The organism is Nocardioides glacieisoli, from assembly GCF_004137245.1.
GTDB classification, from domain to species: domain Bacteria; phylum Actinomycetota; class Actinomycetes; order Propionibacteriales; family Nocardioidaceae; genus Nocardioides; species Nocardioides glacieisoli.
This window is the reverse complement of the sequence record NZ_SDWS01000001.1, coordinates 524,539-540,489: the sequence shown is the minus strand read 5'-3', so window position 1 is coordinate 540,489 and position 15,951 is coordinate 524,539. Positions and strand designations below refer to the sequence as shown.

Here is a 15,951-nt window from a genome sequence, read left to right as displayed (position 1 = left end):
ATGATCTCGACAGGTACGGACGCCGCGCTGCGGCGCCTGCTCGACAACGGTCGCGCCCGTGCGGCGACGATCGACCCCCACCACGCCTTCCTTTGGGATGCCCTGGTCGAGGCCACCGAGGGCGGGAAACGCTTCCGGCCCGCACTGGTCATCTCCACGCACGACGCCCTCGGCGGCACGAGCCCCGACGCCGCTGCGGAGGTCGGCGCCGCCGTCGAGCTGCTCCACACGGCCTTCGTCATCCATGACGACGTGATCGACGACGACCACCTGCGACGGGGCCGGCCCAACGTGAGCGGCACGTTCCGCGCGCGGGGACGGGCGCTCGGCGCCACGGACGACGGAGCTGCCTACGGGCTCACGGCCGCCATCCTCGCGGGCGACCTCGCCCTGGCAGCAGCGGTCCGCGCGGTCGCCCTGTGCGGGGCGCAACCCGACGTCGTACGACGCCTGCTCGACCTCTTCGACTCCGCCCTGCACACCACTGCCGCGGGCGAGCTCGCCGACGTGCGCCTCACCCTCGACCGCGGGCCCGTGTCGCTCGCCGAGAGCCTGACCATGGAGGAGCACAAGACCAGCGCCTACTCCTTCGCCCTGCCGCTGCAGGCCGGGGCGGTGCTGGCGGGCGCCGACGCGGCGACGACGGCGCGGCTCGGCGACCTGGGCCGGGCCATGGGCGTGGCGTTCCAGCTGGTGGACGACCTGATCGGCGTCTTCGGCGATCCCGACCGTTCCGGCAAGAGCGCGACGTGCGACCTGCGCACCCGCAAGCAGACGCCCCTCATCGTCCATGCGCGGTCGACCCCCCAGTGGGACGAGATCAGCGGCCACCTCGGCCACGAGCTCGGTGACGACGAGCTTGACGAGGTCCGGGCGCTGCTCACCGTATCCGGGTCACGCGCCTTCGTGGAGGAGCTCGCGGAGCAGCACCTGGCCCTGGCCCGCTCGGGTGTCGCCGAGCTGGGCATCTCCCTCGACCTCCTCGAGGCCGTCACCGTCCGGCGACTGACGGTCGTCGACGGGCGCGAGGTCGCGGCATGAACCTCCACCTGACCCGGGCGGTCACCGGCACCACCCTCTACGACGCGGTGTCCGAGGCCAGCTCCGCCGTCGTCATCCGGGAGTACTCCAGCTCCTTCGGCCTCGCCTCGCGCCTGCTCGGCGAGCCGGTGCGCACGCAGGTGCGCAACATCTACGCACTCGTGCGGGTCGCCGACGAGATCGTCGACAACCCCGATCCCGCCCTCCCCCGCGCGGCCCGGGCCACCATGCTCGACTGGCTGGAGGACGACGTCCGGCACGCGATCCGCACCGGCTACAGCGGCAACCTCGTCGTGCACGCCTTCGCCCGCACCGCGCAGGCCGTCGGCATCACCGACGAGATCGTCGCGCCGTTCTTCGCGTCCATGAGGATGGACCTCGACACCACCGAGCACACCCCTGCCAGCTTCGAGGCGTACGTCTTCGGGTCGGCCGAGGTGGTCGGGCTGATGTGCCTGCGCGCCTTCGTCGCCGCGCCGGACGGCCCCCGCGACCGCGCGGACACCTACGACCGGCTCGCACCCGGTGCCCGAAGCCTCGGTGCGGCCTTCCAGAAGCTCAACTTCGTGCGCGACCTGGCCGACGACCACGACGTCCTGCGCCGCGACTACTTCCCCGGCCTGGACGTCGACCGGTTCTGCGACGCCGACCGCGACCGCATCCTCGACGACATCGACGCCGACCTCGCCGCCGCCGCCGTGGTCGTGCCCGCCCTCCCGACGAGCAGCCGCCGGGCGGTGCACGCCGCCCACGGCACGTTCGGCGAGCTGGCCTGCCGCCTGCGCCGGACCTCCGCAGTGGAGATCCGCCGCACCCGGGTGCGCGTGCCCACGGGGGTCAAGCTGCGGATCGCCGCCGGAGCGCTGCGCGGGAGCGGCTCGTGAAGGTGGTGGTCGTCGGTGGTGGCATCGCCGGACTCGCCACCGCCGCGCTCCTGGCGTCGCGCGGCCACAGCGTCGACCTCCTCGAGAAGAACGACGAGGTCGGCGGCCGGGTCGGCAGCGTCGAGCGCGACGGCTTCCGCTTCGACACCGGCGCGTCGTGGTACCTCATGCCCGAGGTCTTCGAGCACTTCTTCGACCTCCTGGGCACCTCGGCCGAGGCCGAGCTCGACCTCCGGGTGCTCGACCCCAGCTACCGCGTCTTCTTCGAGGGCCACCCCGACCCGGTGGACCTCCGCCCCGACCGCGCGCACAACCGCGCCCTCTTCGAGTCGATCGAGCCGGGCGCGGGTGACCGGTTCGACACCTACCTCGCCTCGGCCGAGGACACCTACGACGTCGCGCTCCGCCGCTTCCTCTACAACAGCTTCGACTCGCCCACCTCGCTGCTCGGCGCCGACGTCGTACGCCGTGCTCCGTCCCTGGGCCGGCTGCTCACCCGCTCGCTGGAGAAGCACGTCGCCGCGTCGTTCTCCGACCGCCGGATCCAGCAGGTCCTCGGCTACCCCGCCGTCTTCCTCGGGTCGTCGCCGAGCCGGGCACCGAGCATCTACCACCTGATGAGCCGGCTCGACCTCGGCGACCGGGTGCTCTACCCGCAGGGCGGCTTCACCCGCCTGGTCGAGGCGATCGCGCTGCTGGCCGAGAAGCACGGGGCGCGGCTGCACACGGGCGCCGAGGTCACCACGATCACGACTCACGCCGCGCGACGCGGTCGCCCCCGGGTCTCGGGCGTGCGGCACGTCGACCGGCACGGCACCGCCACCACGCTCGATGCCGACGTCGTCGTCGGGGCCGCGGACCTCCACCACCTCGAGACCGCGCTGCTCCCCGATCACCTGCAGACCCACCCCGAGCGCTCGTGGCGCCGCCGCTCCCCCGGTCCGGGCGCGGTGCTCGCGATGCTGGGCGTCGACGGCGAGCTGCCCCAGCTGGCACACCACACGCTCTTCTTCACCGCCGACTGGCGCCAGAACTTCGGCGACATCTTCGGTCGCGACGCCCGGGTGCCCGACCCGGCGTCGATCTACGTCTGCAAGCCGTCCGAGACCGACAGCTCGGTCGCCCCGCCCGGCTCGGAGAACCTGTTCGTCCTCGTTCCAGTGCCCGCCGACACCTCGATCGGCACCGGCGGCGACGACGGCAACGGCGACGACCTGGTCGAGCGCACCGCGGACGCAGCGATCGACCTGGTCGCGGCGTGGGCCGACGTGCCCGACCTGCGCGACCGGATCCGGGTCCGCCACACCATCGGTCCGCAGGACTTCGCCACGCGCTACCACTCGTGGCGCGGCGGCGCCCTCGGGCTGGAGCACACCCTGCGACAGAGCGCATTCCTGCGTCCCGGCAACGCCTCGAGCAAGGTCGACGGCCTGCTCTACGCCGGCTCCACGACGATCCCGGGCGTCGGCCTGCCGATGTGCCTGATCAGTGCGGAGCTCGTCCTCAAGCGCCTGTCCGGCGACCGCACCTCCGGGCCGGTGGGTGGATGACCCTGCTGCACTGGTCCTACGTCGCCATGCTGGCGTTCTGCCTGGCCGGCACCCTCCCGCTCGTGCCCGCGTTCCGACTCGACGTGCTGCGCCAGCCGCGCCGGCTCCTCCTCACCGTCCTCCTGGCCGGCACCCCGTTCCTGCTGTGGGACCTCTACGCGACCCACGCAGGCCACTGGCGGTTCGACGCCGAGCAGACGCTCCCGCCGCGCGTCGCCGGGATACCGCTCGAGGAGGTCGCCTTCTTCGTCGTCATCCCCGTCGTGTCGGTGCTGACGTTCGAGGCGGTCAAGGTCGTCCGACGCCGGGTGGCGGACCGATGACCTACACCTCGCTCGCCGTGCTGGGCGTGCTGGTCGCCGTCGTGGTCGACCGGTGGGTGGCCCGCACCCGGGTCACCAGCACCCGCGACTGGTGGTCCGCCTACGCGATCATCGTGTTCTTCCAGCTGCTCACCAACGGCTGGCTGACCGGTCGGCGCATCGTGCAGTACGACCCCGCGACCATCCTCGGCAACGACCGGGTCGTCGCCGTCGGCGAGTGGCGCCTGCTCTACGCGCCGGTCGAGGACCTGCTCTTCGGCTTCGGGCTGGTCCTGCTGTCCTGCGTGGCGTGGACGTGGCTGGGGCGCAACCGCGCCCGCGGGGATGCCGCATGACCATCACCGAGCGGCTGCAGGCGATGCAGCCCACCGAGATCGGCGTACCGGGTCCGACGTCGACCGACATGGCGCGCGTCTTCCGGTCCGTGCGCCGCGACCCGCTCACCTTCCTCGGGCAGGTGCAGCGGCGCTACGGCGACCTGGTCTCGTTCCCCGTGCCCGGCTCGCCGGCGCTCCTCGTCAACGACCCCGACGACGTGCGGCAGGTCCTGCAGACCGGGGCACGCCACTGGGGCAAGAGCACGGTGCAGTACGCCGCCCTCGGGCGGGTGACCGGCCCCGGACTGCTGGCCTCGGCCGAGCCGAACTGGATCGAGCACCGTCGGCTGGCCGCGCCCGCGTTCCACCACGAGCGGCTCACCGCGGTGAGCGGCCGCGTGCGCTCCGCCGCCGACGACGCGATGCGCACGACGCTCCCGACCGACGGCCCGGGCGTCGTCGACGTCGCGTCCCTCATGCACCGGATCGGGCTCGACGCCGTCGGGCGGGCGCTGTTCTCCGCGGACCTCGGCGGCCATGCCGACGACCTGTTGCACGCCAGCAGCCAGGCTGCCGAGATCGTGGTCCGGCTCGGGCGCTCGATCCTGCCGACGGCCGAGTGGGCACCGACGCGGACCAACCTCCGACTCCGATCGGCACGGCGACGCCTCGACACCGTCACCGCCCAGCTGATGGCGGAGCGGCGCGCGCGACCGTCGGCGCCCGGTGCCGTCCCGCACGGCGACGACCTCCTCGGCCTGCTCCTCGACAGCGGCCTCACCGACAGGGAGGTCCGCGACGAGCTCGTCACGATGGTGATCGCCGGCCACGAGACCGTCGCCGCCTCGCTCACCTGGACCCTCATGCTCCTCGCCGAGGACCGCGACGCGCAGGAGCGGGTCCGCGACGAGCTGGCAACGCTGCCCGGACCGGTCTCCCTGCTCGACCACCGCGACCGCATCCCCTGGACCCGGGCGGTCATCGACGAAGCACTGCGGCTGTTCCCCCCGGCCTGGGTGGTCTCGCGACGCTCGGACCGCGACGACGTGCTGGGCGGCGTCGAGGTCCCGGCCGGCACGCTGGCGATCATCAGCCCGTGGCTCGTCCACCGCAGGCCGGACGTGTGGTCCGACCCCGAGGAGTTCCGGCCGGAGCGGTTCCTCGAGACCGGCGCCGGCCGGACGGCGTACCTCCCGTTCGGCCAGGGTCCGCGGCTCTGCATCGGTCGCGAGCTCGCCCTCGGCGAGATGGCCGTCGTGCTCGACCGGCTCCTCGCCACGCACCACGTCGGGCTCCCGGCGGGCTGGCGCCGACCCGACCCCGAGGCCCAGGTGGCCGTCCACCCGCGCGGCGGGATGCACCTCGAGCTCACGCCGCTCCCGGTGTCCGGAGGTCGCCGTGCCTGACCTGGTGCTGGCCGTCGTGCTGCTCGTGGCCGGATGCGTGCCGCTGTGGCTGCTGCGCGACATCCGGACGCTGCCGCCCACGGCACCAGGACAGGGACGCACGGTCTCGGTGGTGGTGCCTGCCCGCGACGAGGAGAGGACCCTGCCGGCACTCCTGGCCTCGCTCGGGTCGCAGTCGGAGGGCGAGGTGGCGGTCGAGGTCGTGGTCGTCGACGACGACTCGTCCGACCGGACCGCGGCCGTCGCGGCTGCCGCGGGTGTGCGCGTGGTCGCCGCCCGGTCGCGCCCGGAGGGCTGGACCGGCAAGGCCTGGGCGTGCCACACCGGCGCCGAGGCCACGACCGGCGACCTCTTGCTCTTCCTCGACGCCGACACCGTGCTCGCGCCGGACGCCCTGGGGCGCCTGCAGGCCGCCCACCACCAGCACGGCGGGCTGGTCTCGGTGCAGCCGCACCACCGGGTCGTCCGGACCTACGAGCAGGCGTCGGCCTACTTCAACGCCGTCGCACTCATGGCCAGTGCCGCCTTCACCGGACGCCGCGCGCGGCGGCCGATGGCCTTCGGGCCGTGCCTGCTCACCTCGCGCGCCGACTACGAGCTGGTCGGCGGCCACCGCGCCGTGCGCGGCGAGATACTCGACGACGTCCAGCTCGCGCGGGCCTACGACCTGGCGGGCCTGCCGGTGACCTCCTTCGTCGGCACCGACGTGGTCTCCATGCGCAGCTACCCGGGCGGCGCCGCGCAGCTGGTGTCCGGGTGGAGCAAGAACATCGCCTCGGGTGCGTCAGCGGCGAACCCACTCGCGTCGCTCGCGACCGTGCTGTGGGTCTGCGCCCACCACGTCGTCGCGCTCGGGACCCTGGGTGCCGTCGTCGACGCGTTCAGCGGGAGGGCTGGGACCTCGACGGTCATCTGGGTGGCGGCGTGGCTCGTGGCGGCCCTGCAGCTGCGCTCCGTGCTGCGTACGGCGGGGTCCTTCCGGTGGTGGGCCTGGGCGCTGTTCCCGCTCCCCCTGCTCGCCTTCGACCTGGTCTTCGCGCGCTCGGTGCTGCTGACGGTCGTACGCCGCTCGGTGAGCTGGCGCGGTCGACCGGTCGACCTGCGGCGCGACCGCACGACCCGGGAGGCGGCCTGATGGGGTACGTCATGCCGCCGTGGTTGACCATCGTCGTCGACGTCCTCGCTTGGGGGTTCTTCCACGCCGTGACGGGCTACGCCGCCCACCGCGTCAGCGACCACCGGCTCGACCGCGACGGCCCGCTGCTGCGCGGGCGCCGCTTCGAGGCGGGCGGCGGGTGGTACCGCCGCCGGCTCCGCATCCACCGCTGGAAGGACCGGCTGCCCGAGGCCGGCGCCCTCTTCGAGGGCGGGGTCAGCAAGCGTGAGCTGCCCGCACGCGACGTCGAGGGCCTGCGGATCTTCGTGCGCGAGACGCGGCGCGCCGAGCTCACCCACTGGTGGGCGATGGCCTGCGCGCCGCTCTTCGTGCTGTGGAACCCGCCGGTCGCGGCCGTCCTGCTGGTGGCCTACGGGGTACTGGTCAACGTGCCCTTCATCGCCATCCAGCGCTACAACCGGTTCCGGACGCTGCCACTGATCGATCGACTCGAGCGCCGCGGGAGCCTCCGATGACGACCGAGGCGACCCGACCACGGACCGACCTGGCGTCGCCGCCCGCCGAGGACTCGCGGCACGGGCCGATCGCCCAGCTTCTCATCGCCTGGTCGCCGCTCAGCGTGATCCTCGTCGCCTACGGGATCGCGCACTGGATCACCGCCCCACTCGGCACCGGCGACGGCGAGGACACCAACCGGGTCGGGGCACCGCTCCACGTCCTCGGCCCCGCGCGGGCCGACGAGGGACTCTTCGGCGTCGTCCCCACCGTCTGGCTGCAGGCCCGACTGTCCGACGGCGCACCCCACTGGTGGGACGCGGTCGCGGCGCTCGTCTACGTCACGCACTTCGTGGTGATCCCCCTCGTCACGGCCGTCGTGTGGTTCGCGGTCCGCGACCGGTTCCGGGAGTGGGTGGTCGCCGCCCTGACGATGTCGGTCGTCGGCATCACCGGCTACGTCGTCTACCCCGCCGCACCCCCGTGGCTCGCCTCGCAGCGCGGCGACATCGGCGAGGTCGCCCGCACCTCGCACGTCGGGTGGGACCTGCTGCACCTCGACGTCGTCGGCCGGCTCACCGAGGCCGGACAGGCGGGCAGCAACCCGGTGGCCGCGATGCCCTCGCTCCACGCCGGCGCGGCCCTCCTCGTCGCCCTCTTCCTCTGGCCGTCCGTCTCACCGGCCGTCCGCCTCGCGCTGTCGGCGTACGCCCTCGCGATGGGGCTGACGCTCGTCCACACGGGCGAGCACTACGTCGTCGACGTCCTCGCGGGCTGGGCGGTCGCCGTCCTCGCGGTCCTCGTCGCCGTTGCCACACGGCCCGGTGGGTACGGTCGCGGGAAGAGGTCCGTGCCGGGCCTCACCGAGGAGGCCCCGTGAGCACCGAGCTCTCGCACGGCCGCGGAACCACCGGACCTGCCGTCCGGGGTCTCGTGCATGCCGCGCATGCCGGGCCGGCGCTCGCGGTCACGGTGCTGTCCGGCCTGCTGGCAACCGCCCAGGGCCTCGATGCCGGGACGACCCTCCTCGTCGTCGCGGCGGTGCTCGCCGGCCAGCTGTCCGTCGGCTGGAGCAACGACCTCGTCGACGTGGGCCGCGACCGGCGCGCGGGACGCGCCGACAAGCCCCTCGCGACCGGCGAGGCGTCGCTCGGCGTCGTGCGCGGCGCCTGTGTGGCCGCCGTCGTCGCCTGCGTCGTTCTCTCGCTCGCCCTCGGGCTGCTCCCCGGACTCATCCACCTCGGCTGCGTCGCGTCGGCGTGGGCCTACAACCTCGGCCTCAAGTCCACCGCATGGTCGTGGGCTCCCTACGCCGCGAGCTTCGGCGGCCTGACGGCCGTGGTGTCGTACGCCGACGACGCGGCGCCGCCGTGGTGGTGGCCGGTCGGTGCCGCGCTGCTCGGCGTGGGCGCGCACCTGCTCAACGTGCTGCCCGACCTCGACGCCGACGCGGCGACCGGCGTCCGTGGCCTGCCGCACCGGCTCGGTCCCCGCTGGATCGCCCCGGTGGCCGCAGCGGTGCTCGTGGCCGCGACCGCCGTCGTGCTGGCGGGCGCCTCGGTCCCGCCGGTCCCGGCTGGCGTGGCCGCGGTCGTCACCCTGGCGCTCGCGCTCGTCGTGGTCCGCGGCTCCGGCCGGCGGCCCTTCCTGGCCGCGATCGCCATCGCTCTCCTCGACGCGACCCTCCTGGTGGTGGCGCGATGACCGACGAGACCTGGGACCTGGTGGTCGTCGGAGCCGGGCCGGCCGGCGCCAGCGCCGCACTCGGCGCACTGACCGAGGACCCGTCGCTGCGCGTGCTGCTGCTCGACCGCAGCGACTTCCCCCGCGACAAGTCGTGCGGCGACGGCATCGCCCCGCACGCGGTCGACGCCCTCGCCGAGGTCGGTGCCGCCGACGTCGTCGACGGCTGGACGCCCCTGCGCGACCTCGAGCTCGCCCACGGCGACGTGGCCGTCGCCGGGCCGATGCGGCGCGACGCCTGGGTCGTGCCGCGCCGGGTCCTCGACGCGCGCCTCGTCGAGCACGCCGTGGCCGCGGGAGCCGTCCTGCGCCGCCACCGCGTCACGTCGGTCACGGTCGACGACACGGGTCCGGTGGTCTCCGGTGACCTTCGCGCCGCTGTGGTGGTCGGCGCAGATGGTGCCCACTCCCTCGTGCGGCAGGCGCTCCTCGGCAGGCGCCGGGACCGGCGAGCCATCGCCATCCGCGGCTACGCGCCCGTCACCGACGCCGTGCGCGGCCGCCAGGTCATCCGCTTCGGCGACCGCACGCACACGTCGTACGCCTGGGCCTTCGACCGCGGCGACGGCCTCGCCAACGTCGGCTACGGCGAGCTGCTGCCCACGGAGCGGTCCGGCACCCGTCCTCCCAGCCGCCGGCTCCTCCTCGACCAGCTCGAGCAGCTCGTGCCCGGGGCCGCCAGCACCGGCAGCGACTGGCGCGGGCACCACCTGCCGCTGAGCAGCTGGCGCTGGGACCAGCCCGACGGACCCGTCCTCCTGGTCGGCGACGCCGCCGGGCTGGTGAACCCGATGACCGGCGAGGGCATCTACTACGCCGTCGCCACCGGGATCGCCGCCGGTCGCACCGCCGCTCGAGCGGTCGCGCTCGGTCGCCCCGAGGCCGCCGGCGCGCGCCACCGGCACGTGGTGCGGTCGCTCCTCGGCGCACACCTGCGCCACACCTGGGCGGCCTCCCGGCTCGCGCAGTCCCCGCGCGTCGTCGACGCCGGCATCCGCGCCGCCGGTCGTGACCGGCACGTCTTCGACACCCTCGTCGAGATCGGCCTCGGCGGAGGCCGCATCGACTCCCGCCTGGTGGCCGGGCTGACCCGCAGCCTGGTCCCGCTCCCCCGACCCCGACCCGCAAGGACACCCGCATGAGGATCCTGGCCGCGCGCAGCGCCCTGCCCGCGCACTCCTACCCCCAGGCCGAGATCACCGAGGCCTTCACGTCCGTGATCTCCGAGCGGAGCCTCGACCACGCGCTGCTGAGGAGGTTCCACCGCAACTCCGGCGTCGAGCGGCGGCACACGGTGCTGCCGCTCGCCGACTACGCGACGCTCGGCGACTTCGGCCACGCCAACGACCTCTTCATCGAGCACGCCGTCGAGCTCGGCGCGCAGGCGCTGGTCGACGCACTGAAGGCCGCCGACCTCACCCCGTCCGACGTCGACCTCATCGTCACCGCGACGGTCACCGGGCTGGCCGTGCCGTCCCTCGACGCCCGGATCGCCGGAGTGGTCGGGCTGCGCGAGGACGTACGCCGGATGCCGCTGGTCGGCCTCGGGTGCGTGGCCGGTGCCGCCGGGATCGCCCGCGTGCACGACTACCTGCTCGGCCACCCCGACCACACCGCGGTGCTGGTCGCGGTCGAGCTGTGCTCGCTCACCCTGCAGCGCGACGACACGTCCGTGCCCAACCTGGTGGCGAGCGGCCTCTTCGGCGACGGGGCCTCGGCCGTGGTGGCCGTGGGCGACGCCCGGCACGGCGGCACGGTGCAGGTCCTCGACTCGCGCAGCCGGCTCTACCCCGACAGCGAGCGCACGATGGGCTTCGACGTGGCGGGCTCCGGCCTGCGGATCGTCCTCGACGCCGAGGTGCCGAACCTCGTCGAGCTCTTCATCCGCGGCGACGTCGACGCCTTCCTCGCCGACCACGACCTCACGCGCGACGACATCGGCTGGTGGGTCTGCCACCCCGGAGGCCCCAAGGTCATCGAGGCCCTGCAGGCCGCCCTCGAGGTGCCCCGCGAGGCCCTGCAGCTGACCTGGGACTCGCTGGCGCGGGTCGGCAACCTGTCGTCGGTCTCGGTCCTCCACGTCCTCGAGGACACCCTCGCCCAACGCCCGCCCGAGCCGGGAAGCCACGGCGTGCTGCTCGCGATGGGGCCGGGCTTCTGCTCCGAGATCGTGCTGCTGAGGGCCGACGCATGACCACGCTCCTGGCCTTCACCGTCCTCGTCGCGCTCGTCGGTCTCGAGCGCGTCGCCGAGCTCGTCGTCTCGGTCCGCAACGCCGCGTGGAGCCGCGATCGAGGCGGCGTCGAGAGCGGGCTCGGCCACTTCCCCTTCATGGTCGTGCTCCACACCGCGCTGCTCGTCGGGGCGCTCGTCGAGGCGTGGGTGCGCCGACCCGACGTGCCGTCGGTGCTGGCCTGGTCGATGCTCGCCCTCGTGGTCGCCTCGCAGGCGCTGCGCTGGTGGTGCATCGCGACGCTCGGGCGGCGGTGGAACACCCGCGTGATCATCGTGCCCGGCCTCGCCCCGGTCACCTCCGGCCCCTACCGCCTCCTGCGGCACCCCAACTACGTCGCCGTGGTGATCGAGGGCGTCGCGCTCCCGCTCGTGCACGCGGCCTGGATCACCGCAGTCGTCTTCACGATCCTCAACGCCGGGCTGCTCGCGGTGCGGATCCGGACCGAGGACGCCGCCCTCGCCACGCTCCCCCAGCAGGAGACCTCCGATGCATGACCTCGTCGTCGCCGGCGGCGGCCCGGTCGGGCTCGTCGCGGCCCTGCACGCACACCGCGTCGGACTGTCCGTCGTCGTCCGCGAGCCGCGCGCCGGCGCGATCGACAAGGCGTGCGGCGAGGGTCTGATGCCCGGTGCCGTCGCCGAGCTGGCGGCGCTGGGCGTGCACCCGCACGGCCGCCCGCTCGCGGGGATCCACTACCTCTCCGCCGACGGCACGGGCGCAGGTGCCACCGCGCGATTCGCCGCCGGGCCGGGCCGAGGCGTGCGACGCACGGTCCTGCACGACGCCCTCGTGAGCGCCGTGGCCGAGGCCGGGATCCCGGTCGAGCAGCGAGCGGTGGAGGACGTGCAGGACGTGGGCGACCACGTGCTCGTGGACGGCGAGCCGGCCCGCTACCTCGTCGCGGCCGACGGGCTGCACTCACCCGTACGCCGCCTGCTCGGCCTCGACGCGCCCGCCAAGGACGGGTCGCGCCGACGGTTCGGCCAGCGCTGCCACGTCGAGCAGGCGCCCTGGACGTCCTACGTCGAGGTGCACTGGTCGTCGCGGGCCGAGGCCTACGTCACGCCCGTCGACGACGACCTCGTCGGGGTCGCGGTGCTCGGCGACGCGGGCGCCCGCTTCGACGACCTGATCGCCGACTTCCCCGCCCTTGCCGAGCGGCTCACCGGGACCCGGACCCGCGTCATGGGCGCGGGCCCGCTGCGACAGCGGTCCCGGTCACGATCGGCCGGGCGGGTGCTGCTGGTCGGCGACGCCGCCGGCTACGTCGACGCCCTGACCGGTGAGGGCATCGCCCTCGGGCTCGCCCAGGCGCGGGCGGCAGTGGCGTGCCTCGCCGCGGACCGCCCGGACCTCTACGACGGACGGGCACGACGGCTGGGGTGGCGGCACGAGCTGCTCACGCACGCGCTGCTGCAGGCGACCGCGCGACCCGTCGTACGTCGTGCGCTCGTCCCCGCCGCGTCGCGGCTGCCGCGGGTCTTCGGCGCGGCCGTCAACCAGCTCGCCCGTCCCGCAGGGGGTGCTGCATGAGCACCGCCAGGGAGCTCGTGGTCCTCCTCGACGAGGCCGGGCGGGCCGTCGGCACGGCCGACAAGGCAGGGGTCCACCACAGCGAGACGCCGCTGCACCTGGCGTTCTCCACCTACCTCTTCGACTCCGAGGGGAACGTGCTCGTCACCCGGCGCGCCCTCACGAAGCGGACCTTTGCGGGCGTGTGGACCAACAGCTGCTGCGGGCACCCCGCGCCGGGCGAGGACCTCGCCGATGCCGCCCGACGCCGGGTGCGCCAGGAGCTCGGGGTGGACGTCGACGACCTCCGGCTGGTGCTGCCGTCGTTCCGCTACCGCGCCGAGCAGGACGGCGTGGTGGAGAACGAGATGTGCCCCGTGTTCGTCGGTTCCACGCGGGACCGGGTCGATCCGGACCCGTCGGAGGTGGACTCGGTCGCCTGGGTGCCGTGGAGCGAGTTCCGGGCAGGTGTGCTGGACGGCACGCGCGTCGTGTCGGTGTGGTGCCGTGAGCAGGTCGCCCAGCTGCCGGAGGACCCGCTCGGCGCTCCGGAGGGCCTGGTCGCGGACCTGCCTCCGGCCGCCCAGCCGTAGGGGTGAAGGACCTGACTGGACCTTTCCACGTTCTACAAGCGCTGGACGCGGACCTGTGACACCCTGCGGCCAAGGGCACGCCCGGAGACCACGGGTGGGCCTGACCAGTGCAGAGGAGCACGCGTGTCGGAGATCGGTGCCCCGTCCGCGATCGGCGTACCCGCCCAGAGGGAGCCCGTCGAGATGACCGCTGCGCTGGACGAGGAGAGCGACCGCGTCGCCCTGCGCCTCGCCATCGACGCGGCGGGGGTCGGCGCCTTCGTCTGGGACCTGGTCAGCGGTCGCCTGCGCTGGGACGAGCGGCTGCTCGAGCTCTTCGGTCTCGACGAGTCGTCGTTCGGCGGCACCATCGAGGCCTTCAACGCGTGCGTCCACCCCGACGACCTGGCCCGCGTGACCGCTGCTGCCGGGCTCGCGATCGCCACCTGCGGTGACTACGTCGCCGAGTACCGCGTCGTGCGGCCCGAGGGTGGCGTGAGGTGGATCGAGGCCCGCGGGCGGGCCTTCGCCGAGACCGAGGGCGGGCCTGCCGTGCGCCTGGTGGGCGCGGCGTACGACACCACCGAGGTGCACGAGGGCGAGGCCCGCATCGGTCGGGTCCTCGAGTCGATGTCGTCGGCCTTCTACCAGCTCGATGCCGAGTGGCGTTTCACCTACGTCAACTCCGAGGCCGAGCGCCTCCTGGGCGCCGGTCGCGCTCACCTGGTCGGACGGTCCGTGTGGGAGGAGTTCCCGGCAGCGATCGGCAGCGAGTTCGAGGTGAACTACCGCTCTGCCGTCGCCACGGGGCGCCCGGTGTCGTTCGAGGCCTACTACCCGCCACCGCTCGACGGGTGGTACGAGGTGCGGGCCTGGCCGTCACCCGAGGGTCTCGCGGTCTACTTCGTCGACATCAGCGACCGCCGCGAGGCGCAGGACGCGCTGTCCCGCTCGGCCGACCGACTCGCCCTGCTCGCGTCGGTCTCGGAGGGCCTCACCGGCACGCTGGACCCGACCGAGGGTGTGAGCCTGCTGGCGACCCTCCTCGTCCCGTCCCTCGCGGACTGGTGCCTGGTCACGCTCGTCGACGACCCGCACGCCACCGACTGGCGCCGTGGGCTCACCGACGCGGGGTGGGCGCATGCCGACCCCGCGATGCACGAGACCGTCGAGCAGTACGCCTCGCTGCGCCTGCGCGCGATGACCGACGAGTCCTACCTGGCGCGGGCGATCCGCGACATGACGACCGTCCTCATGGAGTCCGGTGCCACCGACAAGGTCGCCGCAGTGCTGCGCGAGGGGGCAGCTCGCGACCGGTTGCGCGAGCTCGATCCGGAGTCTGCCGTCGCCGTGCCCCTGCGAGCGCGCGGACGCACGGTGGGTGTGGTCACCGCCTTCCGCGGCGGGAACAGGAGGGCCTTCACCGCGGACGATGCCTCGCTGCTCGAGGACATCGGCGTCCGCGCCGGTCTGGCCCTCGACAACGCGCGGCTCTACGAGGAGCAGCGTGACGTGGCCGAGGCCTTGCAGCGGAGCATGCTGACCGACCCGCCGCAGACCCCCCACCTCGAGGTCGTCACCCGCTACTCCCCGGCCAGCGACGCGGCGCGGATCGGCGGTGACTGGTACGACGCTTTCCTCCAGCAGAACCGCGGGCCGGGCAACAACGACGTCGTGGTCGTCGTCGGTGACGTCGTGGGCCACGACGTCGAGGCAGCGGCCGCCATGGGCCAGGTGCGCGGGCTGCTCCGCGGCATCGCCGTGCACAGCGGCTACTCCCCCGCGGCGGTGCTGTCCGGGGTCGACCACGTGATGGAGTCGCTGCGCCTGGAGACCACCGCGACCGCGGTCGTGGCGCGGCTCGAGCACCACCCGCGCCCCGGGGCGGCCGCCGGCGAGGAGGTCGTGCTGCGCTGGGCGCACGCGGGCCACCCGCCCGCCATGCTCGTGGGCCCGGACGGCGTGGTCACGAGGCTGGCCGACGTGGAGGACAACGACCTCCTGCTGGGGCTCGACCCCGAGACGAAGCGAGCCGAGCGCGCTGCGTTCCTCGAGCCGGGCTCGACCCTGCTCTTCTACACCGATGGACTGGTCGAGCGTCGTGGGCGCGACGTCGGGCAGGGCATCAAGGCCCTCGAGGAGCTGCTGCGCGAGCTGGAGCCCGGCACCGCCGACCTCGAGGTGCTCTGCGACCGGCTGCTCGCGCAGATGATCGGCGACCAGCCGGAGGACGACGTGGCGCTCCTCGTCGTGCGGTGGAACCCCGAGACGGTTGCTTGAACTTTCCACCTTTTGGGTGAACGGACGTTTACAGCGAGTGGGCGTGGGTACGTGGGACGTGCTGGCTCGGGTCGGCAGTCCATGCATCCACGAGAGGAAGTCGTGCCCCGCACACCGCACAACGCCCACGCCAGCGCGAGCCCCGCGTCCGCCGCGATCGAGCGCGACGTGATCGCCTCGCTCGACCACGACCCGGAGCTCTACGTCCCCGGCACCCTGGCCACCCTGCCCGGTAGCCGCACGGTGACGTGGCAGACCGCGTGCAGCACGCGGTGCCCGCACCAGGACCGTCGGTGCCACCGCTCGCACGCCGTGTGGGTGGACCACGACCCCACGCACGCCCTTCTCGCACGCGGGCCGCGTGCCTCGCACGCGGAGGCCGGCTCCCGCCCCCGCGTGCCCCAGCAGCGCAGGGTCAGCGGCTGGTCCTGACCGCCCTCGCGACGTCGACGAGCGTCCGGCGCGCGTGACGATC

17 protein-coding genes are annotated in these 15,951 nt (G+C 74.0%); all 17 read left to right on the top strand.

What is annotated here, in order from left to right; genetic code table 11:
• The 17 genes from EUA06_RS02665 to EUA06_RS02585 all read left to right on the top strand — a co-directional run bounded on the left by EUA06_RS02665 (position 1) and on the right by EUA06_RS02585 (position 15,908).
• Positions 1-1,041 carry a polyprenyl synthetase family protein gene (locus EUA06_RS02665; RefSeq protein ID WP_129473439.1) on the top strand — a complete coding sequence of 347 codons (1,041 nt, stop codon included), beginning with the start codon at positions 1-3 and terminating at the stop codon, positions 1,039-1,041.
• Entirely contained in the window at positions 1,038-1,925 is an 888-nt protein-coding gene (locus EUA06_RS02660; RefSeq protein ID WP_129473438.1) for a phytoene/squalene synthase family protein, read from the top strand. The genes EUA06_RS02665 and EUA06_RS02660 overlap by 4 nt, the downstream gene beginning before the upstream one ends.
• A complete protein-coding gene (gene crtI, locus EUA06_RS02655; protein WP_129473437.1) occupies positions 1,922-3,475 on the top strand; it encodes a phytoene desaturase family protein in 1,554 nt (517 codons plus the stop codon). The genes EUA06_RS02660 and crtI overlap by 4 nt, the downstream gene beginning before the upstream one ends.
• Positions 3,472-3,798: a lycopene cyclase domain-containing protein gene (locus EUA06_RS02650; RefSeq protein ID WP_207208168.1), complete on the top strand. Its 327-nt coding sequence runs from the start codon at positions 3,472-3,474 to the stop codon at positions 3,796-3,798. The genes crtI and EUA06_RS02650 overlap by 4 nt, the downstream gene beginning before the upstream one ends.
• A complete protein-coding gene (locus tag EUA06_RS02645) occupies positions 3,795-4,133 on the top strand; it encodes a lycopene cyclase domain-containing protein (RefSeq protein WP_129473436.1) in 339 nt (112 codons plus the stop codon). The genes EUA06_RS02650 and EUA06_RS02645 overlap by 4 nt, the downstream gene beginning before the upstream one ends.
• Entirely contained in the window at positions 4,130-5,521 is a 1,392-nt protein-coding gene (locus EUA06_RS02640) for a cytochrome P450 (protein WP_129473435.1), read from the top strand. Before EUA06_RS02645 ends, EUA06_RS02640 begins: the two co-directional genes overlap by 4 nt.
• The gene (locus EUA06_RS02635; protein ID WP_129473434.1) at positions 5,514-6,656 is read left to right on the top strand and encodes a glycosyltransferase family 2 protein; all 1,143 of its coding nucleotides are present in this window, start codon (positions 5,514-5,516) and stop codon (positions 6,654-6,656) included. Before EUA06_RS02640 ends, EUA06_RS02635 begins: the two co-directional genes overlap by 8 nt.
• Positions 6,656-7,153, top strand: a complete 498-nt coding sequence (locus tag EUA06_RS02630; protein ID WP_129473433.1) for a glycosyl-4,4'-diaponeurosporenoate acyltransferase CrtO family protein — start codon at positions 6,656-6,658, stop codon at positions 7,151-7,153. Before EUA06_RS02635 ends, EUA06_RS02630 begins: the two co-directional genes overlap by 1 nt.
• Positions 7,150-8,013 carry a phosphatase PAP2 family protein gene (locus tag EUA06_RS02625; RefSeq protein WP_129473432.1) on the top strand — a complete coding sequence of 288 codons (864 nt, stop codon included), beginning with the start codon at positions 7,150-7,152 and terminating at the stop codon, positions 8,011-8,013. The genes EUA06_RS02630 and EUA06_RS02625 overlap by 4 nt, the downstream gene beginning before the upstream one ends.
• The gene (locus tag EUA06_RS02620) at positions 8,010-8,837 is read left to right on the top strand and encodes a UbiA family prenyltransferase (protein WP_129473431.1); all 828 of its coding nucleotides are present in this window, start codon (positions 8,010-8,012) and stop codon (positions 8,835-8,837) included. Before EUA06_RS02625 ends, EUA06_RS02620 begins: the two co-directional genes overlap by 4 nt.
• Positions 8,834-10,018 (top strand): NAD(P)/FAD-dependent oxidoreductase, encoded by a 1,185-nt coding sequence (locus EUA06_RS02615; RefSeq protein WP_129473430.1) that lies wholly within the window; start codon positions 8,834-8,836, stop codon positions 10,016-10,018. The genes EUA06_RS02620 and EUA06_RS02615 overlap by 4 nt, the downstream gene beginning before the upstream one ends.
• On the top strand, positions 10,015-11,070 hold the full coding sequence (locus EUA06_RS02610; protein ID WP_129473429.1) for a type III polyketide synthase: 1,056 nt from the start codon (positions 10,015-10,017) through the stop codon (positions 11,068-11,070). Before EUA06_RS02615 ends, EUA06_RS02610 begins: the two co-directional genes overlap by 4 nt.
• Positions 11,067-11,606: an isoprenylcysteine carboxyl methyltransferase family protein gene (locus tag EUA06_RS02605; RefSeq protein ID WP_129473428.1), complete on the top strand. Its 540-nt coding sequence runs from the start codon at positions 11,067-11,069 to the stop codon at positions 11,604-11,606. The genes EUA06_RS02610 and EUA06_RS02605 overlap by 4 nt, the downstream gene beginning before the upstream one ends.
• The gene (locus EUA06_RS02600; RefSeq protein WP_129473427.1) at positions 11,599-12,645 is read left to right on the top strand and encodes an NAD(P)/FAD-dependent oxidoreductase; all 1,047 of its coding nucleotides are present in this window, start codon (positions 11,599-11,601) and stop codon (positions 12,643-12,645) included. The genes EUA06_RS02605 and EUA06_RS02600 overlap by 8 nt, the downstream gene beginning before the upstream one ends.
• On the top strand, positions 12,642-13,217 hold the full coding sequence (idi, locus tag EUA06_RS02595) for an isopentenyl-diphosphate Delta-isomerase (RefSeq protein ID WP_129473426.1): 576 nt from the start codon (positions 12,642-12,644) through the stop codon (positions 13,215-13,217). The genes EUA06_RS02600 and idi overlap by 4 nt, the downstream gene beginning before the upstream one ends.
• Positions 13,218-13,340: 123 nt before the next feature.
• On the top strand, positions 13,341-15,476 hold the full coding sequence (locus EUA06_RS02590) for a SpoIIE family protein phosphatase (RefSeq protein ID WP_207208167.1): 2,136 nt from the start codon (positions 13,341-13,343) through the stop codon (positions 15,474-15,476).
• A 102-nt stretch (positions 15,477-15,578) separates the two neighbouring features.
• Positions 15,579-15,908, top strand: coding sequence for a hypothetical protein (locus EUA06_RS02585; protein ID WP_129473425.1), 330 nt, complete (start codon positions 15,579-15,581; stop codon positions 15,906-15,908).
• Positions 15,909-15,951: the final 43 nt, after the last annotated feature.

Excerpts from the sequence above, each read along its gene's own strand:
- EUA06_RS02610 (WP_129473429.1), top strand. The coding sequence starts at position 10,015 with ATGAGGATCCTGGCCGCGCGCAGCGCCCTGCCCGCGCACTCCTACCCC.
- EUA06_RS02630 (WP_129473433.1), top strand. The coding sequence starts at position 6,656 with ATGGGGTACGTCATGCCGCCGTGGTTGACCATCGTCGTCGACGTCCTC.
- EUA06_RS02640 (WP_129473435.1), top strand. The coding sequence starts at position 4,130 with ATGACCATCACCGAGCGGCTGCAGGCGATGCAGCCCACCGAGATCGGC.
- EUA06_RS02625 (WP_129473432.1), top strand. The coding sequence starts at position 7,150 with ATGACGACCGAGGCGACCCGACCACGGACCGACCTGGCGTCGCCGCCC.
- EUA06_RS02615 (WP_129473430.1), top strand. The coding sequence starts at position 8,834 with ATGACCGACGAGACCTGGGACCTGGTGGTCGTCGGAGCCGGGCCGGCC.
- EUA06_RS02600 (WP_129473427.1), top strand. The coding sequence starts at position 11,599 with ATGCATGACCTCGTCGTCGCCGGCGGCGGCCCGGTCGGGCTCGTCGCG.
- EUA06_RS02650 (WP_207208168.1), top strand. The coding sequence starts at position 3,472 with ATGACCCTGCTGCACTGGTCCTACGTCGCCATGCTGGCGTTCTGCCTG.
- EUA06_RS02645 (WP_129473436.1), top strand. The coding sequence starts at position 3,795 with ATGACCTACACCTCGCTCGCCGTGCTGGGCGTGCTGGTCGCCGTCGTG.
- idi (WP_129473426.1), top strand. The coding sequence starts at position 12,642 with ATGAGCACCGCCAGGGAGCTCGTGGTCCTCCTCGACGAGGCCGGGCGG.
- EUA06_RS02660 (WP_129473438.1), top strand. The coding sequence starts at position 1,038 with ATGAACCTCCACCTGACCCGGGCGGTCACCGGCACCACCCTCTACGAC.
- EUA06_RS02605 (WP_129473428.1), top strand. The coding sequence starts at position 11,067 with ATGACCACGCTCCTGGCCTTCACCGTCCTCGTCGCGCTCGTCGGTCTC.
- EUA06_RS02665 (WP_129473439.1), top strand. The coding sequence starts at position 1 with ATGATCTCGACAGGTACGGACGCCGCGCTGCGGCGCCTGCTCGACAAC.